12 protein-coding genes and 1 pseudogene are annotated in these 13,475 nt (G+C 66.7%); 7 read left to right on the top strand and 6 right to left on the bottom strand.

What is annotated here, in order from left to right; translation table 11 throughout:
• Window positions 1-574 precede the first annotated feature (574 nt).
• The 4 genes and pseudogenes from LCN96_RS24660 to LCN96_RS24645 form a co-directional block, all read right to left on the bottom strand.
• Window positions 575-1,768, bottom strand: coding sequence for a hypothetical protein (locus LCN96_RS24660; RefSeq protein WP_225275247.1), 1,194 nt, complete (start codon window positions 1,766-1,768; stop codon window positions 575-577).
• A 236-nt stretch (window positions 1,769-2,004) separates the two neighbouring features.
• The gene (locus LCN96_RS24655; RefSeq protein WP_225275246.1) at window positions 2,005-2,382 is read right to left on the bottom strand and encodes a hypothetical protein; all 378 of its coding nucleotides are present in this window, start codon (window positions 2,380-2,382) and stop codon (window positions 2,005-2,007) included.
• Between the two features lie 27 nt (window positions 2,383-2,409).
• Window positions 2,410-2,619, bottom strand: a pseudogene (locus LCN96_RS24650) (three-helix bundle dimerization domain-containing protein); the annotation flags it as partial.
• A gap of 84 nt (window positions 2,620-2,703) precedes the next feature.
• Complete coding sequence (locus LCN96_RS24645) at window positions 2,704-3,240, bottom strand: DinB family protein (protein WP_225276051.1); 537 nt, start codon at window positions 3,238-3,240, stop codon at window positions 2,704-2,706.
• 440 nt (window positions 3,241-3,680) lie between these two features.
• On the opposite strand from LCN96_RS24645, the gene LCN96_RS24640 reads away from it, so the two are divergent.
• The 3 genes from LCN96_RS24640 (at window position 3,681) to LCN96_RS24630 (ending at window position 5,819) form a co-directional block, all read left to right on the top strand.
• Complete coding sequence (locus LCN96_RS24640) at window positions 3,681-4,283, top strand: hypothetical protein (protein ID WP_225275244.1); 603 nt, start codon at window positions 3,681-3,683, stop codon at window positions 4,281-4,283.
• Window positions 4,280-4,609 carry a hypothetical protein gene (locus tag LCN96_RS24635; protein ID WP_225275243.1) on the top strand — a complete coding sequence of 110 codons (330 nt, stop codon included), beginning with the start codon at window positions 4,280-4,282 and terminating at the stop codon, window positions 4,607-4,609. The genes LCN96_RS24640 and LCN96_RS24635 overlap by 4 nt, the downstream gene beginning before the upstream one ends.
• Before the next feature lie 100 nt (window positions 4,610-4,709).
• Window positions 4,710-5,819, top strand: coding sequence for an IS5 family transposase (locus LCN96_RS24630; protein WP_311132513.1), 1,110 nt, complete (start codon window positions 4,710-4,712; stop codon window positions 5,817-5,819).
• A gap of 177 nt (window positions 5,820-5,996) precedes the next feature.
• On the opposite strand, the gene LCN96_RS24625 is transcribed toward LCN96_RS24630, so the two are convergent.
• A complete protein-coding gene (locus LCN96_RS24625; RefSeq protein WP_225275242.1) occupies window positions 5,997-7,172 on the bottom strand; it encodes a pentapeptide repeat-containing protein in 1,176 nt (391 codons plus the stop codon).
• Window positions 7,173-7,525: 353 nt separating this feature from the next.
• On the opposite strand from LCN96_RS24625, the gene LCN96_RS24620 reads away from it, so the two are divergent.
• The 4 genes from LCN96_RS24620 (at window position 7,526) to LCN96_RS24605 (ending at window position 12,326) form a co-directional block, all read left to right on the top strand.
• Window positions 7,526-7,930 (top strand): site-specific integrase, encoded by a 405-nt coding sequence (locus LCN96_RS24620; RefSeq protein ID WP_225275241.1) that lies wholly within the window; start codon window positions 7,526-7,528, stop codon window positions 7,928-7,930.
• Window positions 7,927-8,478 (top strand): tyrosine-type recombinase/integrase, encoded by a 552-nt coding sequence (locus LCN96_RS24615; RefSeq protein WP_225275240.1) that lies wholly within the window; start codon window positions 7,927-7,929, stop codon window positions 8,476-8,478. Before LCN96_RS24620 ends, LCN96_RS24615 begins: the two co-directional genes overlap by 4 nt.
• A gap of 204 nt (window positions 8,479-8,682) precedes the next feature.
• A complete protein-coding gene (locus tag LCN96_RS24610) occupies window positions 8,683-9,120 on the top strand; it encodes a hypothetical protein (RefSeq protein ID WP_225275239.1) in 438 nt (145 codons plus the stop codon).
• A complete protein-coding gene (locus tag LCN96_RS24605) occupies window positions 9,120-12,326 on the top strand; it encodes a tetratricopeptide repeat protein (RefSeq protein ID WP_225275238.1) in 3,207 nt (1,068 codons plus the stop codon). Before LCN96_RS24610 ends, LCN96_RS24605 begins: the two co-directional genes overlap by 1 nt.
• A 247-nt stretch (window positions 12,327-12,573) precedes the next feature.
• Here LCN96_RS24605 and LCN96_RS24600 read toward each other — a convergent pair whose 3' ends face one another.
• On the bottom strand, window positions 12,574-13,305 hold the full coding sequence (locus LCN96_RS24600) for a hypothetical protein (RefSeq protein WP_225275237.1): 732 nt from the start codon (window positions 13,303-13,305) through the stop codon (window positions 12,574-12,576).
• Window positions 13,306-13,475 lie beyond the last annotated feature (170 nt).

Here is a 13,475-nt window from a genome sequence, read left to right as displayed (position 1 = left end):
TACGGGGTGGTCTGACGGAACGTTTCGTCGGGGTGAGGGATGGCGTGGGCAGCCCGACACTCCGCCGCCGGGGGTCCGACGCGCCGCAGCCCGACGCGGCACAGGGGCACGCCGCTTAGCAGCACGCCGCATCGCACCGTCGCGCGGCACCGCATCACGCAGCACCGCATCCCACGTCAGACGCGACGCAGCCCAGCGTGGCAGCGTCCGGCATCGCCCGGCCTGGCGAGGTGGGCGTCACGATGCGAGGCGGGAGCCGCTGCGGTTCGCAAGCGCGGCCGACGGCGAGCCGAGCACGGCAAGCGCCGCCCACCGCCTGCCCCGCGCATCCGGGTGCGCTCGCGCATGCCAACGGCCCGCGTCCAGGTGTGCGCCAGGCGCAGTCGCGGGCGGCGCAGGCGCGGGCCGCGCGGGCGCGGAGCGGGCACGCGGGGCGCGCACGCGGGGCGCGCACGCCAGGCGGCGCAAGGCGCGTGGACCGGGCACGCGAGCCGGAATGCGGACACGAAAAGGGCCGTGCCCGGATTCCGTCGGAAACCCGGGCACGACCCAGTGGAACTCCAATGACAGTGCCTCAGCACTTGTTACGCAGCATCGCCGCATCCAGCTCGAACCGCATCTTGTCGGCCGCCTGCCCCCGCTCCCCGGCAGCCTCACCGATGGCCTCCAGCCGCTTGGCGGCCGGCCCATAGTTGGCGCTGCTCAGCGACTGCTTCTTGGCCAGCGCCGCCTGGGTGCCCAGGTTCATCTCGTCCGCGATGTCGTTGACCTTGCTCGGCCGCGCGAACGCCAAGTCGATCAACGCCGCCTGCACGGACCGCGGCAGCTTGTCGAAGCTCTCGATGCCCCGGCGCGTGACCAGTTCCTTGGCCTCCTCGTACGAGACGTCGAAGAGCGCGTTCACCTGCTCCTCGGTCAGCTCGGCCGCCCCCGCCTTGAGGTCGTCGAACGCCTTGCCCGACTTGATGTCGTCCTGCTCGGACGGCGCGGTGGTCTCCTTCAGGATGCCGTTGATGATGGTCCGGGCGTCGCCACGGTTCATGTCGAAGCCGATCCCAATGGTGACGGTGGTGCGGGTCTTGCCCTTCTTGGTCTTCTCGGTGGTGCTGACCGCCTCCGTCCGCACACCTTCACGCTTGATCAGCATCTGCTTGACGCTGCCCTTGTAGAGCGTGGTGAACGGGCAGCGGGCCTGCTCCTCGGTGAGCTCGGTGACGGCCTCCTCGCCGGTCGCCGTCTCCTCGGTGCCCTCCTCGATCTCGTCGGAGCCGACCCCGGCGTCGTCCGCGTCGGTCTCGGTGTCGTCGGTCGTCTCGGTGTCGTCCGGCTCCGTGGTCTCGTCGCCGGTGTCGGTCTTGTCCGTCACCTCGGTGCCGTCGGCCTGCTCGACGTCGGACTCGGTGCCGGACTCGGTGTCGGTGCTGGTGTCGGTGCTGGTGTCGGTGCTGGTGTCGGTGCTGGTGTCGTCGTCGGTCTCGGTGGTGGTGTCGTCCTCATCGGTCATCGCGGTCGCGTCGCCGCTCTCGTCCGACTCGGCGGGGTCGTCGGCCTCGTCGGCGACGCTGATCTCCTCCGAGTCGGCGTCCTCGGAGGTGGTGGCCATGAGAGAGTCGCTCTTCTTGGCTGCCGCCTCCTTCACCATGGCCACGTCAGGGTCGTCGTTCTCGAGCTGCGCCGTCGCAACCCCTATGGTGAGCCCCGTTCCGCCGAGCGCCAGCACGCCGGCCAGGGCGGCGTACGTGATGCGTCGCCGTGAGCGAATATGCATTGAGTGCCTCCGTGAGGGACTTGGTCCGTCGGACCTTCCTGAAGGCTTTGCTATGGCTCCGCACGTTGACCAGCCAGAGGGTTTTGTCCGAGATCGTCCAGTGGTCGCCCATGGCACTCCGCCACATGGCCAGCGGACGGCAACCGCAGCCGTCCAGCCGCCCCACGACATGCGCGGACATCGCCGCACAAAGGGGACGCGCCGCCCGGCGGCGGCGCGTCAGGATTCCGCGGCGATCAGCCGTAGGACTTGGCGACGCCCTCCAGGAGGTGCTCGAGGGTGTCGTAGGAGGGGATGTCGACCACGTCGATGGGGTCCTTCGCGACAGGTACGCCGTGAGCGGCGGCGACCTCGGCGAAGCTGCCGGTGTCGTTCGAGCGGAACCCGTGCTCGGCGGCCAGCCGCTGCAGTCGCGGGTCGGTGCTGAGCAGCCGTCCGAGGCGGTCGCCCGAGGGCTTGAGCGGCACCAGCGTGTGCTTGGACAGCACGGTCGGCGACGGATACAGCAGCACCATCCCCGGCTTGACCTGCCCGTGGGCGGCGGCCTCCACGAACTGCGCCTCGTAGATCCACACCATCGGCGACGGCCCCATGCCCACCGTGAGGTACTCCACGAACGGCCCCTCGGAGGTGTTGTCGGTCTACCCCTGGCCGGTGAAGAGCGGCGTCACCAGGGGCAGCACGGCCTTCTCCGCGGCGGCGCCGGGCACGACCTTGCCGCCGTTGGCGACGTACGGAGGCGCCTGGGTTTCCGGGGACGCCTCCGGCGGGCTGGTCAGCTCGCTGCGGGCCACGCGTTCGGCTAGGACGGGAACGAAATCCCGGACCGGAAAGCCGTCGAAACGGCGATACTGTTGAGCGACAGGAGAGTGTCAGTGGGCCGCGACACTAATGTCGGTCGCAGAGTGTGATCAGGTGGGTAGACGGAGGCCGTGTTAGACGCCTTGGCGTATGTACAGGTCGCGCAGCAGGCCGATCTCGCCGCCGTGATGCGAGACCTCGACCAGGGCGTGCAGCGCGAGCTTCAGGTAGGTGTAGGTGCTCTCGGCGGGGCCCATGCCGATCGGCGCCAGCAGGCGCTCGTCGTCGAGGGCTGCGAGGCGGGAGGTGAAGTGCTCCCAGTCCTCGGCGAGCGCCTGGAGGCCCTCCTTCGCGGTGCCCGGCCACGCGTCGCGGTCGCCGAACTCCGGGGCATCGTCGAAGAAGTAGATCACATAGCCGCGCAGGCAGAGGTTGCCGATGTGCCAGATACGCCAGGCGATCGTGGTGACGGGGTCCGGTGCATCTGGGCTCGACTCCGGAAAGACCGCGTCGACGCGGAAGACACCGTCGTCGCCGGGGCGCAGTCCGACGCAGTCGCTGACCGGCTCCCAGTGGTACTCGGCGTCGGTCAGGCCCTCAAGGCGCCCGAACAGCCGGGATCGCGCGTGTTCGAAAGTCAGGAGAATGTCCCGGGTGGCGGGATCGGTCATGTCCACCCGATGCACCCTATAGTGCGGATCTTGGAGCGCTATGCCGGGAATGTCGCATCGGTGATGTCGGAGATACACGCCCACGAGCAGTAATCGTGATCTAGCTCATCGCTACTCTGGGGCTGGGACGCCTTCGGGAGCAGGACGCCAGAACGGGCCCCACCGCTTCAGCCTGGACGATGATGTCCGCTTCAGCCTCGACCACCGTCCCGGCGCACCGGCCGACACCCACACACCGCGACACGACTTCCGGGCAACACGCCACCCGTGTTGTGCGCCAGGAGAGTGTCAGCGGCCCGCGACACCACTGTCAGTGGCAGGTTGTAATCAGACGAACGGAACCCGGCAGATCAGAGCTTTTGACTGGGTCATGACAAAAGGCGGCGCCAGAGTTTCCTTCGTCCCTAGCCGTCAGCGTCGCTTCGAATCAGCTTGGAGGCATGAAGCCGGTTCGCATCGTGGTGACCGTGACCGCCGTGGCGTTCGCGGCGGGGATCGCGTCGGCTAGAAGTTCCACCATGCTCACCCAGCGCCGTCTCAAGACCGACGGGATCGCTGAGCAAACTGCCGATGCCCAGGTACGCGCGCATCTGGACAATGCGATCGCCGTCGCCCTCAACCAAATCGCTCGCAGTGACACCAAGGCCAACGTGCTGCTAGTGGTGCTGACGCTGGCGGCGACCGCGCTGGGCTTCGTCCTACAAGGGAACTCGCAGGTCCATTGGATCATAAAGGCGGTGGGCATCATCGCGTTCGCGTTACTGGCCATCACAGCTTGGGATGTGCTGCGCGCGATCACGCCGCGGATGACGCCTAAATACGGCGGTGGTACTGGTTTCGTCGCCTATGCCAAGCACGAGTCTTCAGGCGACCTGCTGCAGTGCATGGTCGCCGAGAGCACCTTGGAAGCCAAGGCGGAGACACTTCGAAAGCTCTCGCATCTGGCTATGACCAAGTACAAGCAGTTGTACCGGGCCACCATGGGCATGCGGTATTTGCTTCCCTTGACCGTAGCCACCCTGCTTGCTTACTTCATCTGGTGACCAGCGGCTCGCACCGGCCCCTCACCGACACCACCTGGGCACAGATCGCCGCCCGCCTCATCGACGCCGCCGGCATCGCCCCGTACGGAGACCTCAACGCCTGCCGATGGATCGCACTCCGGCACGCCCGCGACCACATCCACCTGGTGGCCACCCTCGTACGGCAGGACGGACGAATCCCCGAGCTGCGCGGCAACTGGCACCGGATGCGGGAGACCCGCGACCAGATCGAAGCCGAACTCGAACTGGCCCAACACTCAGAGCCTGCTGACAAAGGGATTTGGTGTTGGGGCTCGGGTCAGAAGAGCGCCGTGCTGTGGTCATGATTGGGCTGTTGACCCGTGAACGCGAGCGGGCTCCCGGTAGCTGAGGTGTTGTCTAAGCAGCTCAGCGGCCAGGAGCCCGTGGTTGTCTGTCTACACGCCCGTGGCCGTGAACGCCAGCGGTTGCGCCTCACCGGGGTGCGGATGTCGCGGCCGGAAACCGGCATATCCGTCGGATCTGACCGATGCCGAGTGGTTGGTGCTGGAGGGCGAGGCGCGGGGTGTGATGGCCGAGCTGGTCGCGGTCGCGGGCCGGCCGATGGTGCACGACCTGCGAGCTGTGCTGGACGGGATCGGTTATGTGACCCGGTACGGGATCGAGTGGCGGGCCCTGCCGGTCGACTTCCCGCCGCACGAGGCGGTGTATGCGTTCTTCCTGCGCTGGTCGCGGCGTGGTCTGCCGGAACAGCTGGCCGCGCGGCTGCGCGGGCGGCTGCGTGTCCTGGCCGGCCGGCGTGAGCTGCCGACGGCTGGGTGTGTCGACTCCCAGACCGTCCGGGCGGCCGAGACCATCGGGGCGGCGGCCTGCGGGTACGACGCGGGCAAGAAGCTGAAGGGGCAGAAACGGCACGTCGTGGTAGACACCCTCGGGCTGCTGTTGTGCGTGATCGTCACCGCCGCGTCCGTGCAGGACCGCGACGGCGCGCATCCGGTCCTGGCGCTGCTGCGCGAGAAGTTCTCCACCATCGGCCTGGTCTGGGCCGACGGCGGCTACGCCGGACGGCTGCAGGTCTGGGCCCGGCAGGTCCTCGGCCTGGCGGTCACGATCGTCAAGCGCAGCGACGACCTGCGCGGCTTCGTGGTGCTGCCCCGCAGGTGGGTGGTGGAAAGAACGTTCGCCTGGCTGGTCCGCTACCGCCGCCTGGCGCGGATCTACGAACGCAAGCCTGCCCATCACGAGGCCATGATCTGGTGGGCCACCGTGCACCAGATGACCCGCCGCCTGACACGCGAGCTGGCAGGCCTGCCCTCCCCAAGCCGCTGGAGCGGCCCGCCGCCGCTACCGGTCTTGTCCAGCCCCGACCGGCGCGGCAAGGTCCTGCAACTCCTGGCCGCTCAGCCGTGGCGAGTCTGGCGAGGCAGCGAGCTGGCCGCCATCCTCAAGATCGAGAACGTCAACAGCTTCCGCGTTCAGCTATCCCAATGGTCCCACCAGGGCTACATCAACAAGCTCGGACCGGCTCTCTACGGGCCCACGCCCGCCAGCACTTAAGCCTTTGTCAGCAGGCTCTCAGTGATCAGCGACTGGCCCTCGTGTTGCGCTCGATCGACACCGAAGCTCTGTAGGCTGGTTTCGGCTACGACGGATGGTTGAGAGCATCATCACCGATCACCTTCCGGTCGGGGGTTGTTGTGATTCGTCAAGGTGCCCAAGAGCGTGCTCGCCTGGTCAGGTGGTTGTGATCTCCGTCACCTGCACAACAGGCACCTTGCCTAGCTTGTTGTTGGGAGCAAGCTCCTGGTTCGGATGCCAACCGGGTGGCCAGTGCCGCTTCCTAAACTTTCCATCAGAAGTGGTTACCGCCCCAGCTAAGGACACGCGTTCTGCTCCGAGCACCTGCCGGAATCCGACGTCGTCATGGAAGGCAGCCCCACCAAATCTGGCCGATACATCAAAGATCGCTCTGTCGAACTGAGCCGCGCCGTCGAAGGTCGCTCGGCCAAACCGGACGGGACCTTTGAAAACGGCTTCGCGGAACTCAGCAGCAGCGTCGAAGGTCGTGCCGTTGAACCAAGCGCCCCCGTCGAAGGTCGCCCCAACGAACCAGGCGTTGTCCTGGAAGGTCACGTTGTTGAAACGGGTGATTCCGCCAAAAGTTGCGTCGCCGAACTCAGCGCATCCAGGGAATATCGCTCCGTCGAACACCGCGTTGTCACAGAAGGTTGCTCCGACGAAATAGGCGTGGGCGGGGTGGCAGGATTGAAAGTCAAAGTTGATCAGCGTCGCGCCGGTCAAGTCGAGGCGGATGCCGTCCCAGAACCGGGAGCTGGTTGGTGTCTTTCGACGCCAGGGCCTTCGATACCACCTTCCTTGGCTGCTGCTCGGTTCGGTGTGCCGCAGGTGCTCGGTGAGGATGCGTTGGGCTGTGAGCCGGACCTGCTGTTCCTCCCAAGGGCTCCGCCCGGCCGCGCTATTCGACGAGCCTGTCCTGGCGCGTGCGGCGCGCTGAGCGGTTCGGATCTTCTCCCGGAGGTCGTCTCGAGGTGGAGTGTAGGGCATTCGCAAGTAGGCGCAGATTACGTCCACGATCGTCTGCCGCAGCGCCGGAGTGTCATGGGCGAGGCGTTCCAAGGCGTACAGCCCGGCCAAGCGGACAGGTGCCTGGGTATTGCCGAGTTGTTCGGCGGCCTTGGTATATAGCTCGGTAACTCGTCGCTCGGCGGCGTCGTGCGCGCTGTGCGCAGCGGCCAGTTCCTGATGGCGTTGCCGACGCACTGCAAGCATCAAAGTTACCGTGGCACCAACGCCAGCCGCGGCCGCGAGCGCGGTGCGCGCGGCCTCGATACGCGCGGAGACCTGCTCGGTAACGGGCAGTAGGTTGAGGTCACTGAGCAGCCAGCTCATGGTGCCCCAGACGGCTGCGCCTATCAGGAGCGCGCCCGGGACGATCCACCACCACACCGCGCGCGGCGCATGCAAATCAGGCGGACGCGTAGAGGACTTGGGGGAGCGAGTAAAAGGGCTCATAGCCCATTCCACCTCGCCAGGGCCGGCGACCCCCGGGTGCCGTCTTCATCAATCCGGCCCGCATCCCGCTCAAGCTCCTCGAGCAGCTAATCGACCGTGCGAGCGGTTTGGAACCACTTAAGAGATAACCTTCGTTATCTGGCAAGATAGCGATCACCGGCATAGCGCGAGCAGGGCGGTCGCCGTCCAGCGCGAGGGCTTCGGTTCCCGGTTATCTGGCAACTTCGCGGATGGTGGAGGTCGGCACGGTGGATCCGGTCATCGCCGAGCAACTCGGCCACTCCCACCCGCTCGCCCGCCATCTCGACGACTTCCTCACCGACCTGGCCAACGCCGGGAAGTCGGCACACACCCGGCGCGCCTACCGAGGCGACCTGATCGCCTTCGCCGCCCACCACGGCGAGGACCTCGCCGAGCTGACCGCCGCGCCGGTCCGCGCGTTCCTGGCCGAGCTCGCCGAGCTGTCGCCGGCCAGCCGCAAGCGCAACGCGCCGCCGTCGCCTCCTTCACCAAGTGGGCCGTCCGCCACGACCTTCTCGACGCCAACCCGACGGACCACATCGACACCGTCAAGGTCCCGAAGAACCTGCCCCGCCCGGCCAGCGCGGCCGACGTCGCCAGGGTGCTGGCGGTGATCTGCTCACGGCGGCCGCGCAAGGACCTGCCGCTGGACCGGCTGCGCGATCGAGTGCTGTTCGAGACCGCCTACGTCTGCGGCGCCCGCGCCTCGGAAGTGTGCGGCCTGTACGTCGAAGACCTCGACCTACGCCTGGACGACGAACACGTCCGCATCCACGGCAAGGGCGGCAGCGTGCGCACCGTCCTGCTCGACGACCGCGGGTACGTCACCCTGCTCAAGCTCTACCTGGCCCGCGCCGGCTACACAGCCGGTCCGCTGTTCCGCGCCTCCATCAACGGCCGCGGCGGACCGCTGTCCTACGACGCCGCCCACCACCGCTGGCAGAGCTACTGCGCTGCTGCACGCGTCGAGATCGACATCCACCAGCTGCGCCACGCCCACGCCACCGAACTCATCAACGCCGGGGTGTCCATCGAGGCCGTGCGCCGCCGGCTCGGTCACGCCTCCACCGAGACGACGCAGCTGTACGCGTTGCTCGACGACAAGATCGCCGACGCCGAGATCCGCGCCGCCCGCCGACGCCGCGACCAGATGACGCGCTGAGGAAGTCTTTCGTCGCTGCCTCCACCCCGGAGTCGGGATTTCGGCCGCGGGCCGAGAGCAGGATGTAGGCCGATCGTCTGTTCCATCGGCGGTCCTTCCGGAATTCGCTCCAGGAACGTCTACTTTTAGGGACGACACGGAACATCGGATGCGTTATCGTGTGATCACGTTGTGTGATCTTGTGGAGTGGTCAATGATGCCAGTATGCGCGGACGTGTGCTGGTATGGGCTGGGGCGGTCATCGCCGTGGCAGCCCTTGCGGGACTAGGCGTCTACCTCGCCGGGGTAGGGCTCGATGAGGCGGACAAGCTGGCCAGCGTGATCGGATTGTTCGTCGCGGTGGCCGGATTGGGGGTGGCGGCGTACGGGCTGATCACCGATCGGAAGAGCAGCGGTGGCGGGAAGGATACACCGCAGCGTGCCTCAGCCTCCGGGGAGCGATCGATCGCCAGCGGGGGAGATAACAGCGGGACCACCTTTTCGGGGGGTGGGCCAGTTCAGAACATCACCGCATCCGCTCAGGGCGCGACTGCTCAAGGTGCGATGTTCGGCAACATCATCAACCACTACGGTGGTCCGCCGGTTGCCGGCTCCCTGCCTTCGCCTGATTCACGCACTGATCTGGACGTTGGCGAGGATTGATGGCGAGCGAGGACCAGCAGCCGATCGTTCAGAACGTCTCGGCAGTCGATGGGTTCGCCTACGGGGTCATCGGCGCTGACATTCACGTGTTCGGCAACGGCATGCCCCTGTACCTGCTGGAGAGGTGGCGATCTGCGCCCGAGGTGGACCCGCAATGGTTGCGGGAACTGCCCAGCCGGATGCTGAATGCCCGCTTCGCCGTGGTCGACTTCACCGGCCGCGCCGATGAACTGGCGGACCTGCGCCAGTGGCGAGGCAGCCGGCCCCGCCTGGCCGCCCGGTGGTTACACGCACCCGGTGGACAAGGAAAGACCCGGCTCGCCGCGCAGCTGGCTGATGAGTCGCTTGATGCGGGCTGGCGGGTCGTTACCGCGATCCAGGGTCCTGGGTCGGTGTTGCCTCCGCCGGGCAGCCAGGACCTGCGTCTGGATGGCGCCGCTGGCCTGCTGCTGATCGTTGACTACGCCGACCAGTGGCCGTTGACGCATCTGACCTGGCTGTTCAGTAACGCCCTGCTCCACCGCAGTGCCGTTCCGGTCCGGGTGCTTATGCTCGCGCGAAGTGCCGATGTCTGGCCGGCGGTTCGCGCCAGCCTGGCTAACCTGGCCAATCTCCGGGTCGAAACATCAACGCAGCCTCTGAAGGAGCTACCGGATGATCCGGGGCCACGCAGGGAGATGTTCCGCGTGGCGCGTGACAGCTTCGCCGCCCGCTACGGCCTTGCCGACGCCGTCGCCATCAACCCGCCCGGCCCGCTGGGTGATCCCGACTTCGGGTTGACCCTGGCCCTGCACATGGCCGCCCTGGTTGCGGTAGACGCCCACATCTGTGGCGGCAAGCCTCCTGGCGATATGGCCGGGCTGACCATCTATCTGCTGGATCGCGAACACCTGCATTGGACCCGCCTGCACCAGGACGCAGCCCACGACCTCAACCCGGCTGACCGAAAGTATCGGACCCCACCGGCGGTGATGAACCGAACGGTGTTCACCGCCGCTCTCACCGGCGCACTCCCCGAGACTGCAGGCGCAACGCTTGTGCAGACTCTGCGTTTACCGCTCCCGGCCGAGCAGGTCATCGCCGACCACAGCCTCTGCTATCCCCCGGCCGACCCTTTCCGGGCCACCGTCTTAGAACCGCTGTATCCCGACCGCCTCGCCGAAGACTTCCTCGCCCTGACCTTCCCTGGACACACGGCCGACTACCCGGCACAACCCTGGGCCGCCCACACAGCCGGCACCCTGCTCACCCGCGACAGCGACCACGCGCCTCCCGCCTGGACCCCCCGCGCGATCACCTTCCTGGCCACCGCCACCCAACGCTGGCCCCACCTCGGCCCCCGCCACCTTTACCCCCTGCTCCGCCACGATCCCAAACTCGCCCTAACTGCAGGCAGCGCCGCCCTGACCGCCCTGGCTAGTCTGGACGATGTCGAACCTGATCTCCTAGAAGCCATTGAGTCCCACTTCCCCAACCACCGGCACATTGACCTGGACATCGGTATCGCGGCGGTGGCCGTCCGGCTGACTGGGTATCGGCTGGCCGCTCCCATCGACCTCGTCGCCTGCGCTCGCATCCATGATCACCTGGCTGCCCGCCTATCCAACGCTGGCTGGTATGCGCGTGCCCTGGCAGCGACGGATATGGCTACCAAAATCTGGCATCACCTCGCCCGGCTCAACCGAGATGTCTACCTGCCCGACCTGGCCGCCTCCTTAAACAACCATGCCGCGCGATTGACAGAGAACGGACGGCCAGAGGAGGCGCTCCCCATCTCTGAGGAGGCCGTCACCCTGTGGCGCGAACTGGTCGGCCGCGACCGGGGTGCATATCTGGCAGACCTGGCCGCCGCGTTAGACAATCGCGCCATCTGGCTGGCCGAGAGCGGGCGGCCAGAGGAGGCGCTGCCGATCTCAGCCGAAGCCGTCAGCCTCTACCGGGATCTGGCTGGCCGCGACCGGGGTGCATATCTGGCAGACCTGGCCGCCGCGTTAGACAATCGCGCCATCTGGCTGGCCGAGAGCGGGCGGCCAGAGGAGGCGCTGCCGATCTCAGCCGAGGCCGTCACCCTGCGGCGGGAACTGGCTGACCAGCATAGGAACGTCTTCCTGCCCGACCTGGCGAAGTCGCTGAACAACCACGCCGTCCGACTGGCAGAGAATGGGCGACCACAGGAGACGCTGCCAATCTCTCAAGAGGCCGTCACCCTGCGGCGCGAACTGGTCGACCGCAATCGAGACGCCTTCCTGCCTGAGCTGACCACCTCGTTGAACAACCACGCCAACTGGTTGGCAAAGAACGGACGGCCAGAGGAGGCGCTGCCGGTCTCGGAGGAGGCCGTCGCCCTGCGACAAGAACTGGTCGCACACAATCGAGACGTCTACCTGCCTGACCTGGCGATGTCGTTGAACAACCATGCCGCCCTACTGGCAGAAATCGGACGATCAGAGGAGGCGCTGCCGGTCTCGGCGGAGGCCATCGCCCTACGGCGGAAACTAGCCAACCGCAATCGGGACGTTTACCTACCTGGCCTGGCCACATCGTTGTACGACCACGCGGTCTTACTGGCAGCAAGCGGGCGGAGGGAGGAAGCGCTGCCATTCTCGGCGGAGGCCGTCACACTGCGGCGGGAACTGGTTGGCTGCGACCGGGACGCATATCTAGCTGACCTGGCTGCTGCGTTGACCAATTTCGCCGCTTGGCTGGCGGAGAGTGAATGGCGGGAAGAGGCGCTGCCGTTCTCGGCGGAGGCCGTCACCTCCTACCGTGAGCTGGTCCCTCGCGGCCAGGATGCTTACCTGCCCCTCCTGGCCACCTCGCTGAGCAACCTAGCCGCCCTGCTAGCAGAAATCGGCCAGCCAAAGGAGGCGTGGGCATTCGCGGCGGAGGCCCTGATGTCCTGCCGAGAGTTGGCTAAGGCCAACCCGGCTGTCTACCTCATCCCCCACGCCCGAAGCACCATGACCATTGGGTACGTTCTGATCAAAGATGACCGGTTCCGCGAGGCGATCGCTCCCCTGATTGATGCATTCCATCTCGGGCAGCAACTACCTGAGTCTGCCCAGGGCATTATCAGCACGATATTCAATCTGCTGCGTCGCGCCTATGCAGCGGATCCCGACGAGGTAGCCGAAGAGTTCCGCCTATTCACGGATCTAGACGTCCCCGAGTGGATGAAAAAACCACTCGACTCAACCAAGGGCTGAGAGGTTACGGCAACAGCTTGGAGCTGAGCTCGGCCCATCGGGAAAGGTGTACGTTTCCGGACGCAGTGACGACCTGGGCGAACACCGTCCAGAAACCTATGTCCGGGAACCCCCGGCTTCGCCGTGCCTGACCTCGCCGCCGCCGACGTCGCCAAGGCCTCAACGCGATCTGCTCAGCCGACGCCGAGACCAGGCAGAGCACTGATCGCCCCATGGCTGGGCATGCGACGGGGATTCGCCTGTTCAGTCAGGTGGTGGCGACTCTGGCTGAGTTGCATGAAGAGCCGGCGTGGATGCGTAGAGCCACGTGGTGGCCGAGGTCCGGGTCAGTGAGAGCGCTCAGGCCAAGTTCCACAATGCGGCCGTCGCGGGGGTGCCAGGAGCGGTTCGGTGTTGTTCGGCCGAGGATCCGGTCGAGGGCGTCGATGGTCGGCTTCCACAGGTTGGCCCAATGCCTTCGGGGGCCGACGAGGAAGCCGATGTGGAGCCGAAGCGGCCCTTCGGGCAGGAGCACCGCCTCGGTGAGTTGCTGGTCGATCTGTTCCTTGAACGCCGTTGAGTCGCTGGCCGCGGTGGTCCGAACATCGAAGACCTGGCCGGGCCCGAGATCGTCTCCGGCGGGGACCGCCTCGGTGACGCCGAGATGGGAGTCCGGGGCGTGCTGCTTGGTGCCCCATACCGACACGAACCGCCTGCCGCTGGCCTTGCTCAGGCTGGTGACGAGTGGGAACAGGTAGTTGTCCAGGTCATGCTGCTCCAGCAGCGGCGTCTCTACGGGAAGACCCACATCCAGCCGCAACGCGAGTGGATCCGGGAGCTGGTCGAGCTGCGGAGCGCACACCCGGGACGCTTCGACGAGGAATTCCTCCAGCCAGACCTGGCTCGGGTGCCCGGCCGCGTCCCAGCTCGCCAACCTGGGCCGGATCTCCAGCCGCGGGCCCGGCTCCGGCATGCCGTACACCGGTAACTTCGCGCGCATGGCGCGGAGACTACTCCAGGGCGACGACAGGAACCTGACCGAACCCGACACCTGGCATGAGCGCAGCGGCAACGCCGAGGAGGTCGGCCCAGCTTGGCCGCTTTGGCCGGAGACTTTCTCATTCGCCTGACCGCGGTGACATGCCTTGCTACGTTCCGGTCCAGGCACCT

Origin of the sequence: Nonomuraea gerenzanensis, assembly GCF_020215645.1 — a bacterium.
In the GTDB taxonomy this organism is placed as follows: Bacteria; Actinomycetota; Actinomycetes; order Streptosporangiales; family Streptosporangiaceae; genus Nonomuraea; species Nonomuraea gerenzanensis.
This window is presented reverse-complemented; position numbering and strand designations above follow the sequence as displayed.

Coding starts and splice junctions, on each gene's coding strand:
- LCN96_RS24625 (WP_225275242.1), bottom strand. CDS start 7,172: ATGAGCTGGCTGCTCAGTGACCTCAACCTACTGCCCGTTACCGAGCAG.
- LCN96_RS24640 (WP_225275244.1), top strand. CDS start 3,681: ATGAAGCCGGTTCGCATCGTGGTGACCGTGACCGCCGTGGCGTTCGCG.
- LCN96_RS24605 (WP_225275238.1), top strand. CDS start 9,120: ATGGCGAGCGAGGACCAGCAGCCGATCGTTCAGAACGTCTCGGCAGTC.
- LCN96_RS24620 (WP_225275241.1), top strand. CDS start 7,526: ATGGTGGAGGTCGGCACGGTGGATCCGGTCATCGCCGAGCAACTCGGC.
- LCN96_RS24610 (WP_225275239.1), top strand. CDS start 8,683: ATGCGCGGACGTGTGCTGGTATGGGCTGGGGCGGTCATCGCCGTGGCA.
- LCN96_RS24645 (WP_225276051.1), bottom strand. CDS start 3,240: ATGACCGATCCCGCCACCCGGGACATTCTCCTGACTTTCGAACACGCG.
- LCN96_RS24660 (WP_225275247.1), bottom strand. CDS start 1,768: ATGCATATTCGCTCACGGCGACGCATCACGTACGCCGCCCTGGCCGGC.
- LCN96_RS24600 (WP_225275237.1), bottom strand. CDS start 13,305: ATGCGCGCGAAGTTACCGGTGTACGGCATGCCGGAGCCGGGCCCGCGG.